The organism is Bifidobacterium santillanense, assembly GCF_018555385.1.
GTDB lineage: Bacteria > Actinomycetota > Actinomycetes > Actinomycetales > Bifidobacteriaceae > Bifidobacterium > Bifidobacterium santillanense.
Genome location: NZ_JAFEJS010000003.1, coordinates 54,640 through 77,005, shown reverse-complemented (window position 1 = coordinate 77,005; position 22,366 = coordinate 54,640). Strand labels below are relative to the sequence as shown.

Annotated in this window: 19 protein-coding genes; 10 read left to right on the top strand and 9 right to left on the bottom strand. The window is 66.4% G+C overall.

Annotated features, from left to right (window positions below; all coding sequences use genetic code 11):
• Nucleotides 1-174 precede the first annotated feature (174 nt).
• Complete coding sequence (dnaA, locus tag JS528_RS04420) at nucleotides 175-1,755, bottom strand: chromosomal replication initiator protein DnaA (protein ID WP_214357889.1); 1,581 nt, start codon at nucleotides 1,753-1,755, stop codon at nucleotides 175-177.
• A 315-nt stretch (nucleotides 1,756-2,070) separates the two neighbouring features.
• Between dnaA and rpmH the strand changes: the two genes are divergently transcribed.
• The 9 genes from rpmH to JS528_RS04375 all read left to right on the top strand — a co-directional run bounded on the left by rpmH (nucleotide 2,071) and on the right by JS528_RS04375 (nucleotide 9,361).
• Nucleotides 2,071-2,205: a 50S ribosomal protein L34 gene (rpmH, locus tag JS528_RS04415; RefSeq protein ID WP_003827866.1), complete on the top strand. Its 135-nt coding sequence runs from the start codon at nucleotides 2,071-2,073 to the stop codon at nucleotides 2,203-2,205.
• Nucleotides 2,206-2,231: 26 nt separating this feature from the next.
• Complete coding sequence (rnpA, locus tag JS528_RS04410; RefSeq protein WP_214357888.1) at nucleotides 2,232-2,597, top strand: ribonuclease P protein component; 366 nt, start codon at nucleotides 2,232-2,234, stop codon at nucleotides 2,595-2,597.
• Nucleotides 2,598-2,614: 17 nt separating this feature from the next.
• A complete protein-coding gene (gene yidD / locus JS528_RS04405) occupies nucleotides 2,615-2,914 on the top strand; it encodes a membrane protein insertion efficiency factor YidD (RefSeq protein ID WP_420838186.1) in 300 nt (99 codons plus the stop codon).
• Nucleotides 2,914-3,918, top strand: coding sequence for a membrane protein insertase YidC (gene yidC / locus JS528_RS04400; protein ID WP_214357972.1), 1,005 nt, complete (start codon nucleotides 2,914-2,916; stop codon nucleotides 3,916-3,918). The genes yidD and yidC overlap by 1 nt, the downstream gene beginning before the upstream one ends.
• A 132-nt stretch (nucleotides 3,919-4,050) precedes the next feature.
• Complete coding sequence (locus JS528_RS04395) at nucleotides 4,051-4,575, top strand: Jag family protein (RefSeq protein ID WP_214357886.1); 525 nt, start codon at nucleotides 4,051-4,053, stop codon at nucleotides 4,573-4,575.
• Nucleotides 4,576-4,679: 104 nt separating this feature from the next.
• Nucleotides 4,680-5,348 carry a 16S rRNA (guanine(527)-N(7))-methyltransferase RsmG gene (gene rsmG / locus JS528_RS04390; RefSeq protein WP_214357885.1) on the top strand — a complete coding sequence of 223 codons (669 nt, stop codon included), beginning with the start codon at nucleotides 4,680-4,682 and terminating at the stop codon, nucleotides 5,346-5,348.
• A 268-nt stretch (nucleotides 5,349-5,616) separates the two neighbouring features.
• Nucleotides 5,617-6,561 carry a ParA family protein gene (locus JS528_RS04385; protein WP_214357971.1) on the top strand — a complete coding sequence of 315 codons (945 nt, stop codon included), beginning with the start codon at nucleotides 5,617-5,619 and terminating at the stop codon, nucleotides 6,559-6,561.
• Between the two features lie 2 nt (nucleotides 6,562-6,563).
• Nucleotides 6,564-7,895 (top strand): ParB/RepB/Spo0J family partition protein, encoded by a 1,332-nt coding sequence (locus tag JS528_RS04380; protein ID WP_214357884.1) that lies wholly within the window; start codon nucleotides 6,564-6,566, stop codon nucleotides 7,893-7,895.
• Between the two features lie 401 nt (nucleotides 7,896-8,296).
• Entirely contained in the window at nucleotides 8,297-9,361 is a 1,065-nt protein-coding gene (locus JS528_RS04375) for an NAD(P)/FAD-dependent oxidoreductase (RefSeq protein WP_214357883.1), read from the top strand.
• A 131-nt stretch (nucleotides 9,362-9,492) separates the two neighbouring features.
• Here JS528_RS04375 and JS528_RS04370 read toward each other — a convergent pair whose 3' ends face one another.
• From JS528_RS04370 to JS528_RS04355, 4 genes are all read right to left on the bottom strand, one after another.
• Nucleotides 9,493-11,439 carry a protein kinase family protein gene (locus JS528_RS04370; RefSeq protein WP_214357882.1) on the bottom strand — a complete coding sequence of 649 codons (1,947 nt, stop codon included), beginning with the start codon at nucleotides 11,437-11,439 and terminating at the stop codon, nucleotides 9,493-9,495.
• A 137-nt stretch (nucleotides 11,440-11,576) separates the two neighbouring features.
• A complete protein-coding gene (gene murJ / locus JS528_RS04365; protein WP_214357881.1) occupies nucleotides 11,577-13,217 on the bottom strand; it encodes a murein biosynthesis integral membrane protein MurJ in 1,641 nt (546 codons plus the stop codon).
• On the bottom strand, nucleotides 13,214-15,280 hold the full coding sequence (locus JS528_RS04360; protein WP_240541333.1) for a DUF6049 family protein: 2,067 nt from the start codon (nucleotides 15,278-15,280) through the stop codon (nucleotides 13,214-13,216). The genes murJ and JS528_RS04360 overlap by 4 nt, the downstream gene beginning before the upstream one ends.
• Nucleotides 15,281-15,354: 74 nt before the next feature.
• On the bottom strand, nucleotides 15,355-16,302 hold the full coding sequence (locus tag JS528_RS04355) for an NUDIX hydrolase (protein WP_214357879.1): 948 nt from the start codon (nucleotides 16,300-16,302) through the stop codon (nucleotides 15,355-15,357).
• Nucleotides 16,303-16,395: 93 nt separating this feature from the next.
• Between JS528_RS04355 and JS528_RS04350 the strand changes: the two genes are divergently transcribed.
• The gene (locus tag JS528_RS04350; RefSeq protein WP_214357878.1) at nucleotides 16,396-17,811 is read left to right on the top strand and encodes a CCA tRNA nucleotidyltransferase; all 1,416 of its coding nucleotides are present in this window, start codon (nucleotides 16,396-16,398) and stop codon (nucleotides 17,809-17,811) included.
• A gap of 93 nt (nucleotides 17,812-17,904) precedes the next feature.
• On the opposite strand, the gene JS528_RS04345 is transcribed toward JS528_RS04350, so the two are convergent.
• The 4 genes from JS528_RS04345 to JS528_RS04330 form a co-directional block, all read right to left on the bottom strand.
• Nucleotides 17,905-18,537 (bottom strand): LytR C-terminal domain-containing protein, encoded by a 633-nt coding sequence (locus JS528_RS04345; protein WP_214357877.1) that lies wholly within the window; start codon nucleotides 18,535-18,537, stop codon nucleotides 17,905-17,907.
• Nucleotides 18,538-18,570: 33 nt separating this feature from the next.
• Nucleotides 18,571-19,497, bottom strand: a complete 927-nt coding sequence (locus JS528_RS04340; RefSeq protein ID WP_214357876.1) for a 4-(cytidine 5'-diphospho)-2-C-methyl-D-erythritol kinase — start codon at nucleotides 19,495-19,497, stop codon at nucleotides 18,571-18,573.
• Entirely contained in the window at nucleotides 19,494-20,426 is a 933-nt protein-coding gene (rsmA, locus tag JS528_RS04335) for a 16S rRNA (adenine(1518)-N(6)/adenine(1519)-N(6))-dimethyltransferase RsmA (protein WP_214357875.1), read from the bottom strand. Before rsmA ends, JS528_RS04340 begins: the two co-directional genes overlap by 4 nt.
• Nucleotides 20,427-20,496: 70 nt before the next feature.
• Complete coding sequence (locus JS528_RS04330; RefSeq protein WP_214357874.1) at nucleotides 20,497-22,179, bottom strand: aggregation-promoting factor C-terminal-like domain-containing protein; 1,683 nt, start codon at nucleotides 22,177-22,179, stop codon at nucleotides 20,497-20,499.
• Nucleotides 22,180-22,366 lie beyond the last annotated feature (187 nt).

The following is a 22,366-nucleotide window of genomic DNA, read 5'->3' as shown; positions in this document are numbered from 1 at the left end:
CCCCGCGGACCGTTCGACTCCGCGGAACCGACGGACGAGCCCGCCGGCCGGCACGATCGCGCCTGTCGAACGAATATCGGACTTTCGCACGCGATCCCGCGAAAATCATGAAAAACGATCGCCACAAACGATTCTCCCGGACGGCGAGGGGAGTGCGGAACGGGGAATCCCGGCCTACTTGAGGTCGGAATTGCCCTGCTTGAGGCGCACGGTGAGCTCCATCACGTAGTTGTAGACCTCCTGGCGCTCCTGCATCTCGTTGCTGATGCGGTCGCAGGCGTGCATCACCGTGGTGTGGTCCTTGCCGCCGAACACCTTGCCGATGTCGACGAGGCTCAGGCTGGTCATCTCGCGCGTCAGGTACATGGCGACCTGCCTGGCGATCGCGATGTTCTTCATGCGCGACTTGCCGACGATGTCCTCGAACGTGAGATGGAAGTAGCGCGCCACCTGGCTGATGATGTCGGTGGGCTTGACCTCCACGTCCGTGGTGAAGAAGTCCTGCAGCGTCTGCTCGGCCATCGTGCGGGTGACCGGCTGGTTGCTCAGGGACGCGACCGCCGTGACGCGGGTCAGCGCGCCCTCGAGCTCGCGGATGTTCTCGGTGAACCGCTCGGCGATCAGATCGAGCACGTCGTTGGGGATGTTGCTGTGGTTCATCGAGGCCATCATGCGCAGGATCGCGATGCGGGTCTCGAGGTCCGGCGGCTTGACGTCGACGGTCAGACCCGAATCGAAGCGCGAGATCAGTCGCGCCTCGAAGCCCTTGAGGTTCTTCGGCGCGACGTCGGAGGCGATGACGATGCGCTTGTTCGCCTGATGCAGCGCGTTGAACGTATGGAAGAACTGCTCCAGGGTGGCCTCCTTGCCGCCCAGGAACTGGATATCGTCGATGAGCAGCACGTCGACCTCGCGGTAGCGACGGTTGAACTCCGCGATCTGGCCCTGCGATTGGTTCGGGTTCTGCAGCGCCTCGATGAACTCGTTGGTGAACTCCTCCGAGTTGACGTAGCGGACCTTCAGGGTCGGATCCTTGACGAGCGCGTAGTTGCCGATCGCGTTGAGCAGGTGGGTCTTGCCCAGACCGGAGCCGCCGTAGATACACAGCGGATTGAAGTCGCGGCCCGATCCCTCGGCCACCGCGAGCGCCACGGTTCTGGCGAAACGGTTGGAATCTCCCGGCACGAACGTGTCGAACGTCGCGTTCTTGTTGAGGTGCGTCTCCGGATCGCGCGCGACCTTGTTGCGGCTGATCGGGTAGTCGTTCCTCGCCGGCGGCGCGGCCTGCGTGGCGATCGGGCCGGGGATGTTCTGCGGCATGTTGGACGGCACGCTGGGCACCGGGCCGGTCGCGCCGAACGGTTCCTGGGCGAGCTCGGACATGGCGCGGGGACGGGCCGGCGCGGTCGCCGTGGCCGAACGGCCCGATCGGGCCGTCTTCGCGATCTTGACCGTGGCGGGCTTGGCGGCGGCTCGGCGCTTGCGCACGATCTTGAACGCCGGCGTCATCTCCTCGCCGGTCACCATGTTCAGCGCCTCGAGCAGCGGCTGGTTGAGTTCGTTCTCCAGCGCCTGGCGCGTGCCGGTGTTCTCGACGCACAGCACGATCGTCGTGCCGAAGATCGCCTCGGGGTACACGCCCTCGAGCCATCCGCGGTCGCGGGCGGACAGCGATTTGTCCCGCTTGAGCAGCGACAGCGTGTCGGACCAGATGCGATTGGCGTGTGCGACGGGGTCGTTCGACTGTGCGGCCATCTCTGTTCCTCCTGTCCCGCTCGAAAACGAATAAAGTGCGGACCCTATTGTTACTCATATGGCGGGAGTTATCCACAGGCTTGCGTGTTGCAATCATTGGAATGTGAATAACATCCGTGTAATTTGTGGATAACTTTTCCCGTCCAAACGGCTCCATTGCAACGTTTCCATACCGGTGAACGCGACATGGCCCCTGTCCGAATTGTGAATGAAATGCCTCCGTGTTGACGTTGGGGGAGGGGTGAGGGTAGTTTGGTATAGCTTGACTCACGTGAGAGCCGCGCGTAAGCGTGGCCGAAAGACCTAGGAGCAATTATGAAGAGGACCTTCCAGCCCAACAACCGTCGTCGTCACATGAAGCACGGCTTCCGCGTGCGCATGCGCACCCGTTCCGGCCGCGCCCTGATCAACCGCCGCCGCGCCAAGGGCCGCAAGAGCCTGTCCGCCTGATTTCCGAGTCAACGGCAGAAGCGCAAGTGGAACGGCTGAAAAGCCACAGCGAATTCGTCGCCGTGCTCAAACGCCGACACAAGGTATCCCGCAACGACATCGTCGTGCACTATCTGGTGCGCGACGATTCGTATACGAAGGGGAACGTGGCGCCGGAGGACCGGCGGCTGGGGCTTGCCGTATCCAAATCGGTCGGGCACGCCGTCACCCGCAACACGGTCAAGCGGCGTTTCCGCGTGCTGGCCTCCCGCTACGAGGAGCGTCTCCCCGAGGGGTGCGATATCGTGCTTCGCGCGAAGCCGTCCGCCGCGACCGCCTCGTTCCAGTCGCTGGATGAGCAGATCGCGTCGAGCTTCGCCAAGGTCGCGAGCAGGATCGAACAGGGACGATGACCACTTGCGGCGAACTCATGGTGCGCGGGGTGCGCTGGTACCAGCGTCATTTCTCCGCACACCGTGCCGTGCCGTGTTGCCGGTATTACCCGAGTTGCTCGAACTATGCCATTCAGGCCGTCGAGCGGTTCGGTGCGTGTCGTGGGGGACTTCTCGCCGTGCTGCGTCTGCTGCGTTGCCGGCCGTGGAGTAGGGGAGGCATCGACGACGTGCCGCAACGGTTTTCCGTGTTCTATCGGTTCCGATGGTCGAAGGCCCATGAGGAGCCACGGTTGACGCCGCTGCCGGATGACGAAGTTAAGGATTCCGTACGATGATTAATCAAAACCAATTCCTTCTGGACTCGGGCTTCTGGGGCTGGCTGTACAAGCTGCTGACCCCGGTCGAGTGGCTCATGACGCAGATCATGAACCTCTTCCACGAGTTCCTCTCGCTGTTCATGCCGCGTATCGGCGTCTCGTGGGTGCTGTCGATCATCTTCCTGGTGCTCGTCGTGCATGCGTGCATCTTCCCCATCTACTACAAGCAGATGAAGTCGATGCGCAAGATGCAGGCGCTCCAGCCGAAGATGCAGCACATCCAGAACAAGTACAAGGGCAAGACGGATCAGGCCAGCAAGGAGGCCATGAGCCGTGAGATGATGAAGCTCTACCAGGACAACGACGCCAACCCCGCCGGTTCGTGCCTGCCGATGCTGATTCAGGGCCCCGTGTTCATGTGCATGTTCTACACGCTGTCCGCCATCCCGTACATCGCCCGCGGCAAGCGCGCCGCGCTGGGCGCGTTCGATGTGGCCACCGCCAAGGAGTTCGCGCAGTCCAAGGTGCTCGGCCTGGTGAGCGTGACCGACGTGTTCGGCACCGCCGACACGGTCGGCAAGGTCATCATCGGCGTGTTCGTGGCGTTGATGTGCGCCTGCATGTTCTACATGCAGTGGCTCAACATGAACAAGAACATGAACCCCGAGGCGATGACCGGCCAGGCCGCCACGATGCAGAAGACGATGCTGTGGATCTTCCCGCTGATGTACGTCTTCTCCGGCGCGACCATGCCGTTCGCCGTGCTGGTCTACTGGCTGACGAACAACGTCGTCAACCTGCTGCGCACCATGTGGCAGATGTACGCGTTCCCGACTCCGGGCTCGCCCGCCGGCGACGCCAAGGAGATCCGCGACCGCAAGAAGGAAAACGAGCGCCGCGCCAAGGCCGGTCAGATGTCCCTCGAGGATGAGGCTCTGCAGAAGGCCAAGGAGGAGGCCGAGCGCAAGGTGTCCGAAGGGTACCAGCGCCAGCAGCCCCAGCGCAAGCGCAAGAAGAAGTGAGTAAGTGAGGCCCGGCGTTTCACGTGGAACAATCGCGTGGAACACCGGGCCACGCCATCCTGCTTCACAACGTCGGGGAGCGGGATCGCGGGTTTAGACTTGAACCAAGACCCTCATAACAAGGAGAACACTATGGCCCAGGATGATGACAAGACGGTGGACCAGCTCAACGATGAGGCCGACATCGCCGCCGACTACCTTGAAGGTTTGCTTGACATCGCCGATTACGAAGGCGACATCGAGATGGGCGTGCGCAACGGCCGCCCGATGGTGCAGATCGTCGCCGATGACGACACCGACATCAAGCATCTGATCGGACGCAACGGCGAGGTGGTCGACGCGCTGCAGCAGCTCACGCGTCTGGCCGTCCAGCAGAAGACCGGCGAGCGTTCGCGTCTGATCGTGGACGTCGACGGCTTCCTCAAGCGCAAGCGCCAGCGCCTGCACGACATCGCGCTGGACGCGATCGACGAGGTGCGGGAGACCGGCGAGCCGGTCGATCTCAAGCCGATGAACTCGTTCGAGCGCAAGGTCATCCACGACGTCGTGCGCGAGGAGGGACTGCGCTCCCGCTCGCACGGCGAGGAGCCCCGCCGCTACGTCACCGTCTATCTGCGCGCGAACGCCGACGCCGAGGATGCGGACGACGAGGAGTGATCGTGCGGCGGACCCCTCGGTGACGAGGGGTTTCGTCGTGTATGCAGGGATGTGATCCCCGCCGGGCGCCGGCGGGGGAGTGAAGAGTCGATATGGGGAGAACGATGACCGACCAGCTTGACGGTTCGCCGATTCTGGAGGAAGTGCTTGGCGACGCCCTCGCACCGCTCCGGGTGTTCCACGTGAAACTCGCCGAGGAGGGGGAGCCGCGCGGCCTGATCGGACCGCGCGACGTCGACATCATCTGGGAGCGTCACATCCTCAACTCCGCCGCGATCGTGCCGTACGTGCGCGAGGCGACGGACGGCATGCGCTTCAAGACCGTGGCCGACGTCGGCAGCGGCGGCGGATTCCCCGGTCTGGTCGCGGCGGCGTGCCTGCCCGATCACGAGTTCACGCTGATCGAGCCGATGGAGCGTCGCGTCGCCTGGCTCGCCGAGTGCGTCGACGAGATGGGGCTGAAGAACGTGCGCATCGAGCGCGCCCGCTCCGAGGAGGTCATCGCCGCGATGCGCAAGCGTCGCGACATGCACCCCTTCGCCGTGGTCACCTGCCGTGCGGTCGCGCCGATGACCAAGCTGTCCGGATGGACGCTGCCGCTGCTCAAGCCGCAGGGGAGGCTCGTGGCGCTGAAGGGGCGTTCCGCGCAGGCCGAGATCGACAAGGCGGCCAAGGAGATCGCCAAGCGGCACGGCGCGAACCCCCGCGTGGTCGAGGCGCAGGTCGGTCCCGGTCTGGAGCCGACGCACGTCGTGCTGGTGGATAAGCGGTAGGATTCGCCGGTTACTTATCCACATTCGGAAGATGGCCGAAAAGTTATCCACAATCGTAATTGCGGGATCCATCTCACGAAAAGCATTGCAAATGTTGGACTCGACCGGGCGGCCGACCGGCCGTTCGGAGCGAGTCGGGCAAGTTATCCACACTTATCCACATTTTTGTGGATAACTCGTTGACATCGGTTTCCATGTCCATGCGAATGGGGAAACTGGAGCGAGTTTTTGTTGCCAAGGAGGAGTCATGGCTGAGGAACGGAATCCGATGGAGTCCGCCGAACAGACATTGCAGCGCATCTTCGGGGAGGGAAGTTCCTCGGTCGGAGCGGAAATCGCCCAGGAATCCAGCCGCTACGCGCGTCTGCAGAAGATCAAGTATCCCAAGCCGTCCAAGACGCGACTGATCGCCGTCGCGAATCAGAAGGGCGGCGTCGGCAAGACCACGTCCACGGTGAACGTCGCCGCGGCCCTCGCCAAGAGCGGCGCCCAGGTGCTGGTCATCGATATGGATCCGCAGGGCAATGCGTCCACCGCGCTGGGCGTGCGCCACACCTCCGGCGAACCCTCCGTCTACGACGTGATCGAAGGCCGTCTCAAGCTCGCCGAGGTCAAGCACCAGTGCCCCGACTTCGAGACGCTGGACGTCGTGCCCGCCTCGATCGATCTGTCCGGCGCCGAGCTCGAGGTCGCCGACCTGCCGAATCGCAACACCCTGCTCAAGGAGGCGGTGGAGGAGTACCTCGCCGCGTCCGAGGTGCACTACGACTACGTCTTCGTCGACTGCCCGCCGAGCCTTGGTCTGCTCGTGATCAACGCGATGTGCGCCGTGCATGAGATGCTCATCCCGATTCAGGCCGAGTACTACGCTCTCGAGGGTCTGGGCCAGCTCATCAACACCATCGGTCTGGTGCAGAGCCACTTCAACCCGAGCCTGACCGTCTCGACGATGCTGGTGACGATGTTCGACCGTCGTACGCTGCTCAGCCGCGAGGTCTTCAACGAGGTCAAGAAGCATTACCCGTCCATCGTGCTCGACACGACGATCCCGCGTACCGTCAAGATCTCCGAGGCGCCGAGCTTCGGCAAGAGCGTGATCGCGTACGATCCGCACGGCATGGGCGCGATCTCCTACGCCGAGGCGGCGCTCGAGATCGCCCGTCGTTCCCCGTCCGTGCTGGACGCCATCGACGCCCGGATGAAGGAGGCCTGATCATGGCATCGAAGTCGCGTCTCGGTAAGGGGCTTGGCGCGCTGTTCCCCGATCTGCCGGGTGATGAACAATCGATTGTTTCACGTGAAACCAAGCGTGTGCTCAACGAGGCCGTGAAGCAACGCAAGGCCGTCGAGCCGAAGCCGAAGGCCGAGGTCGCCGCGCCCGAGGCGCCGCGCGTCTCCGTGCCGCCGATCGCGGCATCCGTCGCCGGCGCGAAGGCACACGACGCCTCCGCTGCGTCGGAGAAGAAGTCCGGCAAGGCGAAGCGCGCCGCGATGCCGGGTCTGGGCGACATCGCCCACCCGAGCGACATGTTCTTCAGCGACACCGCCGCCTCCGATGCGAAGTCCGATGTTTCACGTGAAACTAAGTCTGCGGACGAACAGTCGGAGGAGCCGGAGCTCAAGCCGGTCGAGGGCGGCTACCTCGCCGAGCTCAAGCTGAGCGACATCGGTCCGAACGCGCATCAGCCGCGCACCGTGTTCGACGAGGACGACCTCAACGAACTGGCCGCCTCCATCAAGGAGGTCGGCATCCTGCAGCCGATCGTCGTACGGGTCCGTCCGGCCGCGCAGATCGAAGCGGCCCGCAGGCAGCAGGCCGACCACAAGCCGCAGAACCAGTTCGACGGCCGACTCGACAGCGAGTACGAGCTCATCATGGGCGAGCGCCGCTGGCGCGCCTCCCAGCTGGCCGGCCTCGAGAGCATTCCGGCGATCGTCAAGACGACCGCCGACGACGAGATGCTGCGCGACGCCCTGCTGGAGAACCTGCACCGCGTCGCCCTGAACCCGCTCGAGGAGGCGGCCGCCTACCAGCAGATGATCGACGAATTCGGTCTGACGCAGGCGCAGCTGTCCAAGTCGGTGTCGAAGTCGCGTCCGCAGATCGCCAACACGCTGCGACTGCTGAACCTGCCGGGCTCCGTGCAGAAGAAGGTCGCCGCCGGCATCATCACCGCGGGTCACGCCCGCGCGCTGCTCGGTCTGCGCGACCCCGAGGCGATGGACAAGCTCGCGAACCGCATCATCGCCGAAGGACTGTCGGTGCGCTCCACCGAGGAGATCGTCGCAATGGCGAACCTCGAGAACAAGGAACCGAAGAAGCCGAAGACCAACAAGAACAACCCGTGGGCCGGCTCGCCGATCCAGACGCATCTCGAAAGCCGCTTCGACACCAAGGTCTCCATCAAGGGCACCCCGAAGCACGGGCGCATCGAGATCGTGTTCTCGTCCCCCGAGGACATGGACCGCATCCTTGGCCTCCTCATGGACAAACCCGAAGGTGACGATGCTGCTCAGGCGTCCTCTTCGGAAGGTCAGTGGGTCTGATTTCTTTTCGTTCGATAACTGAATAGTTTCGTACGCTGCCGGGTGGGGCGGCGATATACGAGTCGCGACACGCTCCAGGCCGCTCGGCCAAGCCTACGGTCGCGACTCGTATATCGCCGCCCCACCCTCGTTTTGCCGTTCTCTTGCGTTTCACTAAACGCAACATTCGTGCGTAACTGAGGGTGGGGTGATGCGACGCGAATTGAGACCGTAAAGACTTGGCCAGAGCGGCCCGGAGCGTGTCGCAGTTCGCGTCGCATCACCCCACCCGGTCACCGCTGGAAGTCGAAAGCACCGATCATTGCTGGAACTCAGCTGCGGCGGGGGAAGAGCGACGCGCTATAGGTTTTGGGTATTGCGCTTTGGGGTGAGGCGGGATGCGGCTTTGATAGGGTGGGGGCATGACTTTGCGTAATGTGGTGATTGTTGGTTCGGGGCCGGCCGGATATACGTCGGCGATCTATCTTTCCCGTGCGGGGCTCAAGCCGCTGGTCGTGACCGGTGCACTGACCCCCGGCGGACAGCTCGTCAACACGACCGAGGTGGAGAACTATCCGGGCTTCCCGGACGGCATCCTCGGACCCGACCTGATGGACGCGATGAAGGCGCAGGCGGCGAAGTTCGGCACCGAGTTCGTGTCCGCCGACGTCGAATCCGTCGCCGAGGTGTCGGCGGACGGGAACGACGGCAAGCCGACGTATCATCTGACGCTGGACACCGGCGAGGAGCTGGATGCGCGCGCGGTGATCATCGCGACCGGTTCGTCGTACCGCAAGCTCGGCGTGCCCGGCGAGGCCGAGTACTCCGGTCACGGCGTCTCGTACTGCGCGACGTGCGACGGCTTCTTCTTCCGCAACAAGCCGATCGTCGTGGTCGGCGGCGGCGACTCCGCGTTCGAGGAGGCGCTGTATCTGACGCGCTTCGGCTCGTCCGTCACGCTGATCCATCGCCGCAACGAGTTCCGCGCCTCGGCCATCATGGTCGAACGCGCGCGCGCCAACGAGAAGCTCACGCTGCTCACCGACACGGTCGTCACCGCCATCCACGGTGAGGCTCCGGCCGCGCCGGCCGGCGGGCTGAAGCTCGCGCTGAACAAGCCCGCCGGAGGCCTGTCGCTCGGCGGCAACGCCATCGGCGGCGGACTGGCCGTTCCGGCCGCGGCGCCGGCGGTCGGCAACGTGTCGAGCATCGACATCCGCAACACCGTGACCGGCGAGACCGGCACGCTCGAGACCAAGGCCGTGTTCGTGGCGATCGGACACACGCCCGCCACCGGGTTCCTCGGCGATCTGGTCGACAGGGACGAGGACGGCTACGTGCTCGTCGACGGCGCGAGCACGCGCACGTCGCATCCGGGCGTCTTCGCGGCCGGCGACTGCGTCGACCGCGTCTACCGTCAGGCCATCAGCGCCGCCGGCATGGGCTGCCGCGCCGCGCTCGACGCCCAGGAGTATCTGACGGCGTGATGATGTCCGCGTCGTTCCGGTGACGTCGGACGACGCGTGCGCGCCGTACATACGAGTGAAGCCTCCGACCATGCATCCCATGGATCGGAGGCTTCACTCGTATGCGGATATGCCGATCTGATCGGCGTGGATCAGCGCCGGTAGACGTCGGTGACGTCGATGAGGACGACGCCGGACTCGTCGGAGGCGGACGAGGAGGAGCTGCTGCCGCCGGACTGCTGCTGGCTGCCGGAGCCGTCGCTCTGGTCGTCGCCGAAGGGGACGTTCGTGTCGTCGGGCCATTCGTTGTTCTGCTGGACCTTCTGATCCTGCGGGTTGCCGCTGTGCAGGAACAGGAACAGCGCGCCGGCCAGCAGGGCGACCAGCACCAGCGCGGCCGCGATCAGCGCGACGGTCGCGGTGGTCATGTTGCCGAGCAGACGGTGGTCGGACAGGTCCTCGTGCTCGTCGTCGGCCGGATCGTGATCCAGCATCGACTTGGGCTTGAAGCTCGGCGGATGCTGCATGTCGAAATCGGACGAGACCGGGCGCGGGGGCAGCGCCGGGCTGACGGGGATCGCCGGCGGCATCGAGCCGGGGGCGATGTGTTCGTTGCCGTCCGCGGGCGTCTGCGGGGCGCTCTCCGGCTTGCCCTGCGCGTCTGCGGGAGCCTTCGTGGCCTCGGCAGCGTTCCCGCCCTTGGCGTTCTTGCCGGACTTGCGGTTCCGGTTCTTGCCGGGCTTGGGCGCCACGCGGCCGTCGCCGTGGCCGCCGTACGCGCCGCCCGCCTCATGCGGGTTGGCGAAGTCCTCGAAGCCCTCGATGGCCATGTTCTCGGGATCGCGCACATCGAGCGACACGGTCGGCATGTTCGACTCGTTGATGATCGGGATGCGCGAGGTCTGCTCGCCGGTGTTCATGTCGTCCGGCAGGGCGACGGGCGCCGGGTAGACCTGGAAGGAGAAGTCGTTGACCAGCTCGTCGGTCCGATGCTGCGTATCGTGGCCGGGCGCGTTCAGCTGACCGGTCTGCTCGCCCGCGGCCGGCGCGACGTACGACTGCGCGGCGATTCTGGCGCGCTCGTCCGGCGGCACGTTGCGTCCCATCGCGAAGAAGTCGTGCGGGGAGTACTCCTTGAACGACTCCTCCATGTCGGCGAAGCTCTGCGCGTTCTGCGCGGCGACGACCGCATCCGCGTGACGGGCCGCCTCCTGCTCGCTGGGCGCGCGATGAATCTCCAGATCGGGCAGACGCTCGGTGGTGACGTCTCCCGCCGGCAGCTCGACCAGCGCGCTCTTGGACAGGTCGCGCACGGCGACCGTCGAGATCGACCCCTCGCCGGCATCGGTCGGCAGGGCGATGTCGCGGTCGGACAGCTGGTCCAGCGGCGTCCAGTCGCCCAGCAGGGCGGTCAGCTCGCCGAGCGTGAGCATCGGCTCGCCCTTCTTGCCGGTGCGGCCGGTCAGCTCCAGGCCGCGGGAGAGGATCACGTGGAATTCGGTGGGCATGTCCGCGTCGAGCGAGGACAGGTCGAACGTGGTGTCGGGTGTGACCGGACGGCGCTTGAGCATGCCGTACAGCACCGCGGCGAGCTGGCGGATGGCCAGCTGCTCGGTGGGCATGGTCTCGGGGGCGCCGGTCGGCTCGACCAGCAGGTGCGTCAGCGGCACGTCGGCGATCTCGACGCCGGTGACGGAGACGCGGATCGTGTCGGTGGACAGGCGCGGGGCCTCCAGGCCGGAGACGATCGTCGCGGCGTCGCCGATGACGGAGCGCATCGCCTCGTAGCTGAGCGTGCCGCGCGCCTTGCCGCGCAGGTACTCGGTCAGGGACAGGCCGGTCTCGAGCTTGGTGACGAGCACGGCGGCCTCGCCGGCCTTGCGGAACTGCAGGACCGGGGTCAGACCGTCCTTGCGGCCCGCCTGCGAGGTGAGGGCGGAGACGTCGTCGAGGGTCTCCGGTGCGGTCAGGATGAAGAGCTGGCAGTCCTGCGCGAGGACGCGGTCGTTCGCCTTCCACGCCTGCACGCCGGGCTCGTCGCGCAGCAGGGCGACCAACGTGTATCGGTTGAAAAGAGTGTCACCCAGCTGAGGCTTCATAGTTTCTTCGACTCCGTACGACAAGAAGGTTGGTGAAGGCCCGGATGGGCGGGCCACGCTGTTGTCATTCTAGCCATGGGGATAGGCATATCGGAGTCGTCCTCAGGGCGGATTTCGTGAGGATTCCGGAGGCGTCGTCAGCGCCTGATGCGGCGCCTGACGCCGGCGAGCAGGGCGGTGAACTCCTCGCAGCGCAGCAGCGTGAGCATGACGGCGTAGAGCACGGCGGTCAGGACCGTGACGATCGCGCAGAAGCCGAGCGCCTGCAGCCAGCCGAGCTCGCCGCGCGCGACGTCGGCGCCGAGCGCGCCCATCAGCGGATCGGTGAGCAGCCACGCGGCGACGCCCGCCACCACGGCGGCGACCAGCGCCTTGAGGAACGTCGTCGCGATGCGGCGGCCGTCCAGATAGCCGTCGAACCGGCGGCGCAGCATCAGGGCCAGCGACGGGAAGCTCAGCACGTAGCTCAGGGTGATCGCGACGCCGATGCCGGCAGTCCAGTACTGCGGCGGCGCGAACATCGCGATGCCCACCTCGATGACGATCTGGATGACGTTGGCGAGCAGCTGGAACAGGAACGGATGCTTGCCGTCCTCGAACGCGTAGAACGTGCGCTGGATGAGCAGGTAGGCGCTGGTGAGCGGCAGGCCGAACGCCAGCGCGACCATCGGCCCGGCGATCAGCTGCGCCTCGGGCACGCTCACGCTGGGCAGCAGCGCGATGGTGATCGGCACGGGCATGACGATGATCGCCATCGTGAAGTACATCATCATGACCCCGACGTTGCGCAGGGCGCCGCTCAGATCGGCGCGCGCCTCGTCGATGTTGCGGTCGGCCACGGCGCGCGAGATCTTCGGGAAGATCGCGGTGGCGACCGACGTGGCGATGAGCGAGTACGGCAGGATGTAGAGCGTGAACGCGTTCTGGTAGGAGCCGTTGCCGGCGATGCCGTACAGGTCGTTGCCGGCGAACGGGGCGCCGTTGGAGATGCGCGCGTTGATGATGTTCGTGATCTCCTGCAGACCCATCACGCCCATGCTCCACGCGGCCACCGGGCCCATCGACTTGAGGCCGATGCCGGAGACGCCCCATTGCGGGCGGTAGCGGATGCCCGTGCGCACCAGCGGTACGAACAGGATGAGCGCCTGGAACGCGACGCCCAGCGTCCACGTGCCGGCGGTCAGGAAGATCTTGTCCTCGGTCCAGAACTCCAGCGGCTGGCGGCTGGCCGGGCCGAACATGACGAGGAACATCGCGAAGCCGGCGCAGCTGATGACGTTCGCGCCGACCGAGCTCCACGCGTACATGACGAAGTTGTCCTTCGCGGCCAGGATCTGGCCGATCACCGTGTACAGGCCGTAGAAGAGGATCTGCGGCATGCACCACAGCGTGAACGCGTTGACGAGCGCGCGCTGTGCCTCGTTCCAGCTCGAGTTGAGGTACAGGAGCGTCAGCAGCGGGGTCGCGGCCATCATCAGCAGCGTCATCGACAGCAGGATGACGATGGCCAGCGTGATGAGCTTGTTGAGTCGCTCCTGCGCGTCATGCTGCTTGAACGTGCGCACGATCTGCGGCACGAGCACGGCGTTGAAGATGCCGCCGGAGATGACGGTGAACAGCACCTGGGGAATCATCGAACCGGTTTGATACGCGTTCGCGGCGATGCCCGTGGTGCCCAGGCACGCGGCGAGCAGGATCGTGCGGATCTGTCCGGTGATGCGGGAGGCCATCGTCCCCGATGCCATGATCAGGGAGTTGCGGCCGACGTTGGAACTCATTCGTCGGGGTCCTTCTTACGGTTGAACTGACGCCACAGGCCGAGGATGCCGAGCAATACGGCCAGGCCGATGATGACGAATCCGGTCTTGTCGCTGATCTTGAGCACGCAGGTGATCGGGGTGTCCTGCGCGAGGCCGAACGCCTGATCGGTGCGGTCCAGCAGCGTGACGTGCGCGGCCGTCGAACCGGATGTGGCGGCGCGCAGGGTGAACGTGACCTGCGATTCGGAACGCGGCGCGATCGTCACCGTGTTCGTGCGCGAGGTGACGATCTCCGGCGAATCGGTGATCGACGAGACGCGGATCGTGACCGGATACGCGGTGGTGTTGCTGATCGTGACCGGCATCGACGCGGTCTCCGAGACCATCGTCACCGCCTCGGACGGCGTCAGATGCACGCCGCCGAGCAGGTCGTCGGCCAGCTGGCGCGTGCCCGCGGACACCGTGCGCGAGGCGTCCTGCACCCCGGCGCTGCCGCCGTCGGAGGACAGCGCGTGCAGCGCGAGCTCGTTGTGCGCGGCGAGCAGCGTGTCGATCCACGCCGACGATCCGTTCGACGTCGCGTCGAGGATCGCGTCGCGGAAGCGGATGATGTCGCCGTGGCTCGCGGTGAGCGCCGAGAGCGTGTTGTCGAGGTCGGTGGCCTTCGCGTCCGTGAGCTTGGCCTCGTCGGGCACCTCGGCCGCAGCATCCTCGCCGGTCACGTGCGGGGTCGCCTTGGCGAGCGTGTCCAGATCGGTCAGCTGCAGCCAGCTCGACTGCTCGATCGCGGTCATGAACGCGTCGACGGTGGCCGCCGCGGCGCTCTGGTCGAAGCAGACCAGCAGATTGCGGTCGGTGTACGGCTGCTCCATCTGGTAGAACGCGCTCTGCGCGACGAAGCGGGCGAGGCGTCCGGCCTCGGTCGCCTCGGCCTTCGCCCTGCGGCTGGTGGCCTTGCCCTTGACGAGGTTGCTCAGCTCGCGCTGCTCGACGAGGACGGTCACGTCGCCCGCCTCGGTCGGCACGACGGCGGTGCCGGTGTGCACGGTGCCGGAGGAGGACGAGTCGAAGTCGTGCGTGGCGATGACTGTATCGTAGCCCTGCCGCCTGGCCTCGGTCAGCGCCTTGAGCGTCCACTTGGCGTTGCCCTGCCAGGCGACGGTGCGCGTCGAGGCCTGCTGGTCGCCGATCGCGTCGCGATAGTGCCCGAGCGCGGACTGCGCGTTCCACTGGTCCGTGCCGACGCCCGCGTTCGCGTACGCCTGGGCGTCGCCCTTGGCCGCGTACGTGGTGATGTCGAATCCGGCCGGCTGCATGACCGCCGTGACCTGCGGCGGCATCGCCAGCGCGTCGAGGTACGTGGGGTCGGCGATCGTCTGCAGGCCCGCGTGCTTGGTCATCGTCTGGGCGAGCGTGCGGTCGAATCGGGCGTGGTCCTGGTCAAGCGCGGCCGCGGCGACGCTCGACGACGAGGTGTCGCCGTCGCCGGTGTTCGCGTTCGCGCTCGTGTTCGTGGTCGTATCGCCGGTGACCAGTCCCTCGAGTCCTTCGGAGTTCGCGGTCCAGTGCGAGCTGGTCAGCGGCATCGCGACGGTGATCTTCATCGCCGGGGTCGCGTTGCCCAGCCCGTCGGACGAGCGCGTCAGGAACGTGCGCAGCTGCGCGGAGTCGTCGTCGTGCGCGTAGGAGAGCAGCAGCGGCTTCGGTCCCCAGTTGGCGATGCGTCCGAGCGCGCCGTCGTCGGCCTTCACGTCGATGGACACCGTGGCCGTCGCGCCGGGCGCGATCTCGGGCACGGACGCCGAGCCGAGCGACGAGGGCGTGGGGATGCGGTTCTCGTTCTGCGACCACTCCTGCATGTCGGTGCGCGAGACGAACGTGTACATCGGATTGACGTACAGCGACACCGTGCCGGCCGACCACGCGGTCTTGCCCGTGTTGGTGATCATGGCGGTCAGATGGTAGCCGGACGTCGACGTGACCACCGCGGTCGCGGAGGTCAGCGTGATCGTACTGCTCGTCGTCGTTTCTGCGGCGCCGGTCGCGGCCGCGTCATCGGCGTGGGCCGTCGGGGCGATCATGCCGGTCAGGAATGCGACGGTGAGCAGCAGACCGGTGACGATCCGGCGCCATCGCGCGTGGAGGGGAAGTCGGTTCACTCGTCTGCCTGCCTGTTCAGTTTCCTCGCATACAGCCATGCGATCTTGCGCTCATTAGGATAACTGAGCACGTCGTCCAGATCCTTGAAGTCCACCCAGATGGCGTCCTCCGCCTCGTGGTCCGGGTCGCCGTCGACGGTCAGCTCGCCGCCGACCTGACGCAGGGCGAAGTGGTGCACCAGCTTGTGCACGCGCTGCGTGGTGCCGGTGAACCAGTAGTCGATCGTCGCGATCGAATCGACCACCTCGCCCAGGATCCCGGTCTCCTCGTGCACCTCGCGCACGGCGGTCTGCTGGGGCGATTCGCCCTTCTCGATGTGTCCCTTCGGCAGGCACCATTCGAGGTGGCCGCTGCGCGAATGACGGGCGATGATGGCCACGCGGCCGAGCTCGTCGAAGACCAGTCCGCCGGCGGAGTACTCGCGCACGACCGGCAGTTCCTGCGCGTCGAGCGACGCGAACTTCGTGGGGCCGTCGAGGCCTCGCTTGCGCGGCATGTTCGCGGGCGACGGTCCCTTCGGCTTGACCTTCGCCGGCTTGCCGACGCGACGTGCGAACACGGTCGCCGGGGTCGGCATCGACGACGGCGCCGAGGGCGCGGGCGCCTCGATCCGTCCGACCGCCGCCGCGACGCGCACGCGTGCGAACACGGTCGCCGGGGTCGGCATCGACGACGGGGCGGCCGCCTCCACCTCCTGCGGGGCGACGGTTCCGGCGAGGGCTATCGTCTCCTCGACTCCGGCAGCGCGGACCGCGTCGTCCGCGTCGTCGTCGGCGGCGTCGGAACGGTCCGATGAACCCTTGGAATTCTTGGATTTCCGGGGCTTGGGAACGGATTCGGACGTGTACAGCAGCACGTCCTCCTCATACCCGTTTTGGGCATGGTCGACCGCGGCAGGGGCGGCATGGCTCAGCATGCGCGCAAGGTCCGCGGGCGTAATCATGCCTTCCACCTTACTCAATTCTCTGTGCAATTGGGGTAACGGTATGCTGGTAGGCGATAAGAAAGACACAGGAACCAGTGCGAAAGGGATGTCGTGAACTTCGAAGTATGGCCGGAGGCCATTGAACTGGGCCGCATGTTCGCCGCCGAAGGATACGAGTTGGCGTTGGTCGGCGGACCGGTGCGCGATCTGCTGCTGCACCGCCGCAGCCACGACCTCGACTTCTGCACGTCCGCGCGTCCCGAGCAGTTCGAGCCGATCCTGCGCCGGTTCGGCCATGATGGCTTCTGGGACATGGGTCGCAAGTTCGGCACGCTCGGCGCGATGCGCCGTCGCCCCGACGGCACCGAGGTCCAGGTGGAGGTCACCACCTACCGTTCCGACACGTACGATCCCGATTCGCGCAAGCCCGAGGTCGCGTACGGCGACACGCTCGAGGGCGACCTGTCCCGCCGCGACTTCACCGTCAACGCGATGGCGCTGCGCGTGCCCGAACTGGAGTTCGTCGACCCGTTCGGCGGCGCGAACGACCTCGCCAAGGGCGTCCTGCGCACCCCGGTCGACCCGCGCCAGTCGTTCGACGACGACCCGCTGCGCATGATGCGCGCGGTGCGCTTCGTCGCCCAGCTCGGCTTCTCGATCGAGCCGGAGACCGCCGAGGCGATCAGCGCGATGACCGACCGCATCTCGATCGTCTCCGCCGAACGCGTGCGCGACGAACTGACCAAGCTGCTGCTCTCCGACCGTCCGCGCGCCGGCATCGAGGCGCTGGTCGCCTCGGGACTGGCGGACGTCGTGTTCCCGGAGATCCCCGCGCTGGAGCTGCAGATCGACGAGCACCACCGCCACAAGGACGTGTTCGAGCACACGATGATCGTGCTCGACCGCGCGGTGGCGCTGGAGACCGACGACGACGGTCCGGTGCCGCGCCCCGACCTGACGCTGCGTCTGGCCGCGCTGATGCACGACATCGGCAAGCCGAAGACCCGCAAGTTCGAATCCGGCGGCAAGGTGAGCTTCCACCACCACGACGCGGTCGGCGCCAAGCTCACGCGCAAGCGCCTCAAGGCCCTGCGCTTCGACCACCACATCGTCGAGGACGTCAGCGAGCTGGTGAACCTCCACCTGCGTTTCCACGGCTATGTCGACGAGCCGTGGACCGACTCCGCGGTGCGCCGCTACGTCAAGGACGCCGGCCATCTCTACGAGCGTCTGAACAGGCTCACGAGGGCCGACGCGACCACGCAGAACCGCCGCAAGGCGCGCATCTTCGCCACCGCGATGGACGAGATGGAGGCGCGCGTGCGCGAGCTCAAGGAGAAGGAGGACTTCGACGCGATCCGTCCGGATCTGGACGGCAACGAGATCATGACGATCCTCGGCCTCGAGCCCGGACCGATGGTCGGCCGCGCCTACCGGCACATGCTCGAGTACCGACTGGACAACGGTCCGGTCGACCACGACGTCGCCGTCGCCGAGCTCAAGCGGTGGGCGGCCGAGGAGGCCTGAAGCCGGATTCACGACGAAAAAACCCGGTCGAGCGTACGCTGGCGACTCGTCAGCATACGTTCGACCGGGTCTTTTTCCCGACCGGGGCCGGGATCAGTTGACCACGGTGTGGGTGAAGGTCTTGGGCAGACCGGCCTTCTGCATCTCCTCGGTGGACTTGCAGCCCTCGAAGTCGACGATGGTGTCGCCCTGCTTCTTGACCTCCTTCTCGGAGCGGAGGTCGTTGAAGGAGGCGCCGACCACCACGTCGACCGTACGGTCCTGACGGTCGTCCATCTTCATGACGGCGTCGGTGAAGTACTGGTTGATCGTGTAGGCGGGGTTGATGGCGTTGACGCCGAAGTAGATCGTGGTGCGCTCCACCTTCTTGGAGCTGAAGTTGTCGATCGTGACCACGTTGAACTGGCGGTCCTTGAGCGCCTCGCCGACCGCGGCGGCCAGACCCCTGAACGTCGTGCCGTTGAGCACCTCGACCGGCACGGTGGAGTTCTCCGCCCACTTCATCGCCGATCCGTCCTCGTTCTTCGCGGCGCACGGCACGGCCACGCCGTAGTTCGGCTCGACGGCCGCCTGCGCCTGCTTGTCGACCTTGATCACGCCGAACGCGAACAGGAGGGAGGTGATCATCGCCACCACCAGCACGGCGCCGATGACGGTGAACACCGTCTTCTGACGTCGGCGCACATACGCCTTGCGTGCCTCGCGCTCGTCATACTGTTCGGCCATTGCTTCCCTTTCCTTCGCTGTGCTGAACATACCTTATCGTGCAACCGTGACGCTGCCGGCGGGCAGGCCGACGGCCGTGACCCGCGGTCTCGCGGGCGCCTCGGCGGCGATGATGCGGTCCACCGCGCCCGAACGCTCCCAGGCCGCGATCACCCTCCGGCGCACGTCCGGCGTGGGCGTGAACGCCACCACGGACGGTCCGGAACCGGAGACGAACGCGTGCCTCGCGCCCGCCGCCAGCGCCTCGTCGATGGCCCTTCCGGAGCGCGGGTGCAGGCTGACGGCCGCCTTCTGCAGGTGGTTGCGCTCGCCCTCGCCGGCGCCCACCGCGTCGAACGCGCGATACACCTCGGGCGTGCTCAGTTGGTCGCCGTACGCGCCGACCAACACCTCGCCGGCGTAGCCGTCGGCCTGAAGCGCCCGCCCGAGCTCGCTCTCCTCGTCGATCGGCTCGATGATCTCGCCGTAGCCGGTGCCGCGCGCGTAGCCGCCGGCCACGCAGAACGGCATGTCCGCGCCGAGCGTCGCCGCGACCTCGCGCAGCCGTTCGATCGGCCAGTCGAGCGCCCACAGCTCGTTCAGCGCGAGGATCGTCGCGGCCGCGTCGGCCGAGCCGCCGGCCAGTCCGGCGCCGACCGGGATGCGCTTGTCGATCGACAGGGCGACGTCCGGCTCGCGTCCACAGGCCTCGGCCATCGCGAACAGGGCCAGCACCGCGTGGTTGCGGCGCATGTCCGACGACGACGCGGCCAGATCGCCCAGATGCTCGCCCGCGAGATCGAGCGAGAAGCCGGCGCCGGCCGGTTTGGCGGCGGCGGTGACGGTGTCGGTCAGGCTGATCGCGCAGTAGATCGTGTCGAGTTCGTGGCGGCCGCCCCATTCGGCGCGGGGCCGGCCAACCTCGAGCGTGAGGTTCGTCTTGGCCGGGCAGTCGACGCTCACCGCGGCCGGGACGGTCATGCCGTCACCTCGGCGTCGAGCACGGCCTGGGCGAGCGCGACGAACTCGTCGATCGTCAGCGTCTCGCCGCGGCGGGTCGGGTCGATGCCGGCGGCCTCGAACGCGCCCGCCGGAACGGTCTTCTTGAGCGCGGCGTGCAGCGTCTTGCGGCGCTGGCCGAACGCCGCGTCGATGAGTCGGAACGTGGCCTCGCGCAGTTGCTCGGAGCCGCGCGTCTCGCCGCGGTGGAACGAGACCAGCGCGGAGTCGACGTTCGGCGCCGGCCAGAACACGTTGCGGCCGATGACGCCCGCGCGGCCGGCCTCGCCGTACCAGGCGAGCTTGACGCTCGGGGTGCCGTAGATCTTGTTGCCGGGCGCGGCGGACAGGCGGTCCGCGACCTCCTTCTGCACCATCACGAGGAAGGAGTCGAGGTTGTCGAAGCGCTCGAGCAGCGTCAGGATGATCGGCGTGGCCACGTTGTACGGCAGGTTCGCGACCAGTGTGAACGGCTTGTCCGCGTCCGCGAAATCGGGCAGGTTCACGGGGGAGACGGTCAGGGCGTCGCGGTTGACGACCTTGAGACGGTCCGACGCCTCGGGCATGAACTCGGCGATCGTGGAGGGCAGGCGCTCGGCCAGCGGCGGGTCGATCTCGACCGCGGTCATCGTCGCGCCGGTCTCGAGGATCGCGAGGGTGAGCGAACCCAGACCCGGGCCGACCTCGAGCACGTGGGATTCGGGGCCGACGTGCGCCTCGCGCACGATGCGGCGCACGGTGCCAGGATCGATGACGAAGTTCTGGCCGAACTTCTTGGTCGGGCTCACGCCGGCGTCCGCGGCGATGCGCCTGATGTCGGCCGCGCCGAGCAGATGGCCGGTCTCCGCGGGGTCCGCCTGCGTCTGCGTGGTCGTGTCCGTGGCGTTCACCTGTGCTGTGTTGTCGTCCATGTCACCGTCCGTGTGTTGTTCCGTTGTCGTTCGTTCGTTGCGTCGTGCGGCCGCGTGGGCGGGATCCGCATCAGTACCAGTTGTTCTTGAGCCAGAACTTCTTGGCCTCGGTGGGGGAGCCGTAGCGGCCCGAGATGTAGCTCAGGCCCCAGTCGATCTGCACCGCACCGTCGTCCTTCCAGCCGGTGCCCATCTTGGACCCGGGCAGGGCCTGCGGGATGCCGTACGCGTCCGAGGTCGGGTTGTCGGCGTTCCAGCGCCATCCCGACTCGTGCTCCCAGATCCACACGAGCGCGTCCCATTCGGCGCCGGTCCAGCCGCGCTGGGCGGCCGCGGCCGCGGCGTAGGTCTTGGCCTGCGCGATGCTCGGGTGCCACAGTCGGCCGCTGGCCGAGCTGCCGCCCGACGACGAGCCGCCGGAGGAGGAGTTGCCGGAGTTGTTGGAGTTGGAACCGGAGTTGTTGGAATTGCCGTTCGAATTGTTGTTGCCGTTGCTGTTGGACCCGGAATTGCTTCCAGAGTTGTTCTGGGAGTTGTTGTTCTGGTTCTGGTTCGAGTTGCTGTTGCCCGAGTTGCCCGAGTTCGACGAATCGTCCGCGCTCGGCTTGTCGGTGGAGCCGGAGTCGTTCGGCTTGCTCGAGTTGGAGTTCGAATTGCTGTTGGAATCGGATCCGGAGTTGGAGTTGCCGGAGTCGTTCTTGTCGGACGAGGCCGAATCGTTCTTGTTCGAACCGGAATCGCCCTTGTTCGACGAACCGTTCGAGCCGGAGCCGGACGAGCCGGCCGAACCCGAGCCCGACGTGCCGGCCGACGTGGAGCCGGAATTCCCGGAGGTTCCGGAGTTCGAGTTGCCGGAAGCCGAATTGCCCGAATCACCCGCATCGGACGAATCATCCTCGGTCTTGGCCGGGCCGACGGCGATGATCTGATCGAGCGCGACCTTCGTGGTCGTCTCGCTGTTGAGCGTCTCGCTCTCCTTGACGCCGTCGACGTACGTGACGTCGTACACCTGCGTGATCTCGCCGTTCACACCCTGCTGGCGCACGACGGTCTGGCCGGGCTGGAGCGAATCGTCGACGATCGTGCGCGTGGAGAACGGCACAGTCGTCACACGCGTCTCCTGACCGTGCGTGACGCGCTGGACGCGCAGGATCGTCGTGTCGCCGTCCTGCGTGACGGTCACGCGATCCTCCTTGCCGACGTTGATGCCCTTCGAATCGAGGATCGAGGCGGCCGGCAGCTTGCCGTTGGGTGCGACGGACGTCTTGCCGTCGGCGATGACCGTGACCGGTCCCTCCTTGTTGATGACGAGACCGCCGGTCAGCTGATTGTAGATGTTGCCGATGTCGACGGTGATCTGCGACGCCTGCTTCTCGTTCGCCCTGAAGAAGCCGATGAGCTGGTCGGCGCTGTCCGCGACGGTCCAGAACGGAATCTCCTCGCCGTCCACGTTCACCGTCGTCTGGAAGGCGCTGCGCACGGTGACGACCGCATGGTCGGTGAGCCTCTCGCCCGACGTCGATTCGACCAGATCATGGCTCCTGACGTCGATGCCCTGCTCCTCGAGCAGCCGATCGACGCTCATCGCGTAGGTCTCGACCGTCGTCGTCTTGCCGTTCACGTTCAACGCGACGGCCTTGCGCGTGGATACACCGAACGTGACCGCCATGGAGGCCACGACGGCCACCGCGCACACGGCCACACGGATACGGCGCAACATCACAAATCGTTGCGGGGTCCATCGCCGTGCCATATCACCAACCTCGTTTCCCGCCCCCGAAACCGCCGTTCGTCGGCGACAGGGCGCACTCGGAGCCCATCGTAGCGCATCAGGTGCGAAGAAAAAGAAAAAAGGGGGCGGGAGAGAAGGGGAAGTTCCCGCCCCCTTGAAATTGGGCTGGAGCTGGTTGGGGGACGCTCCTGCCCTGCCCAGGAAACCG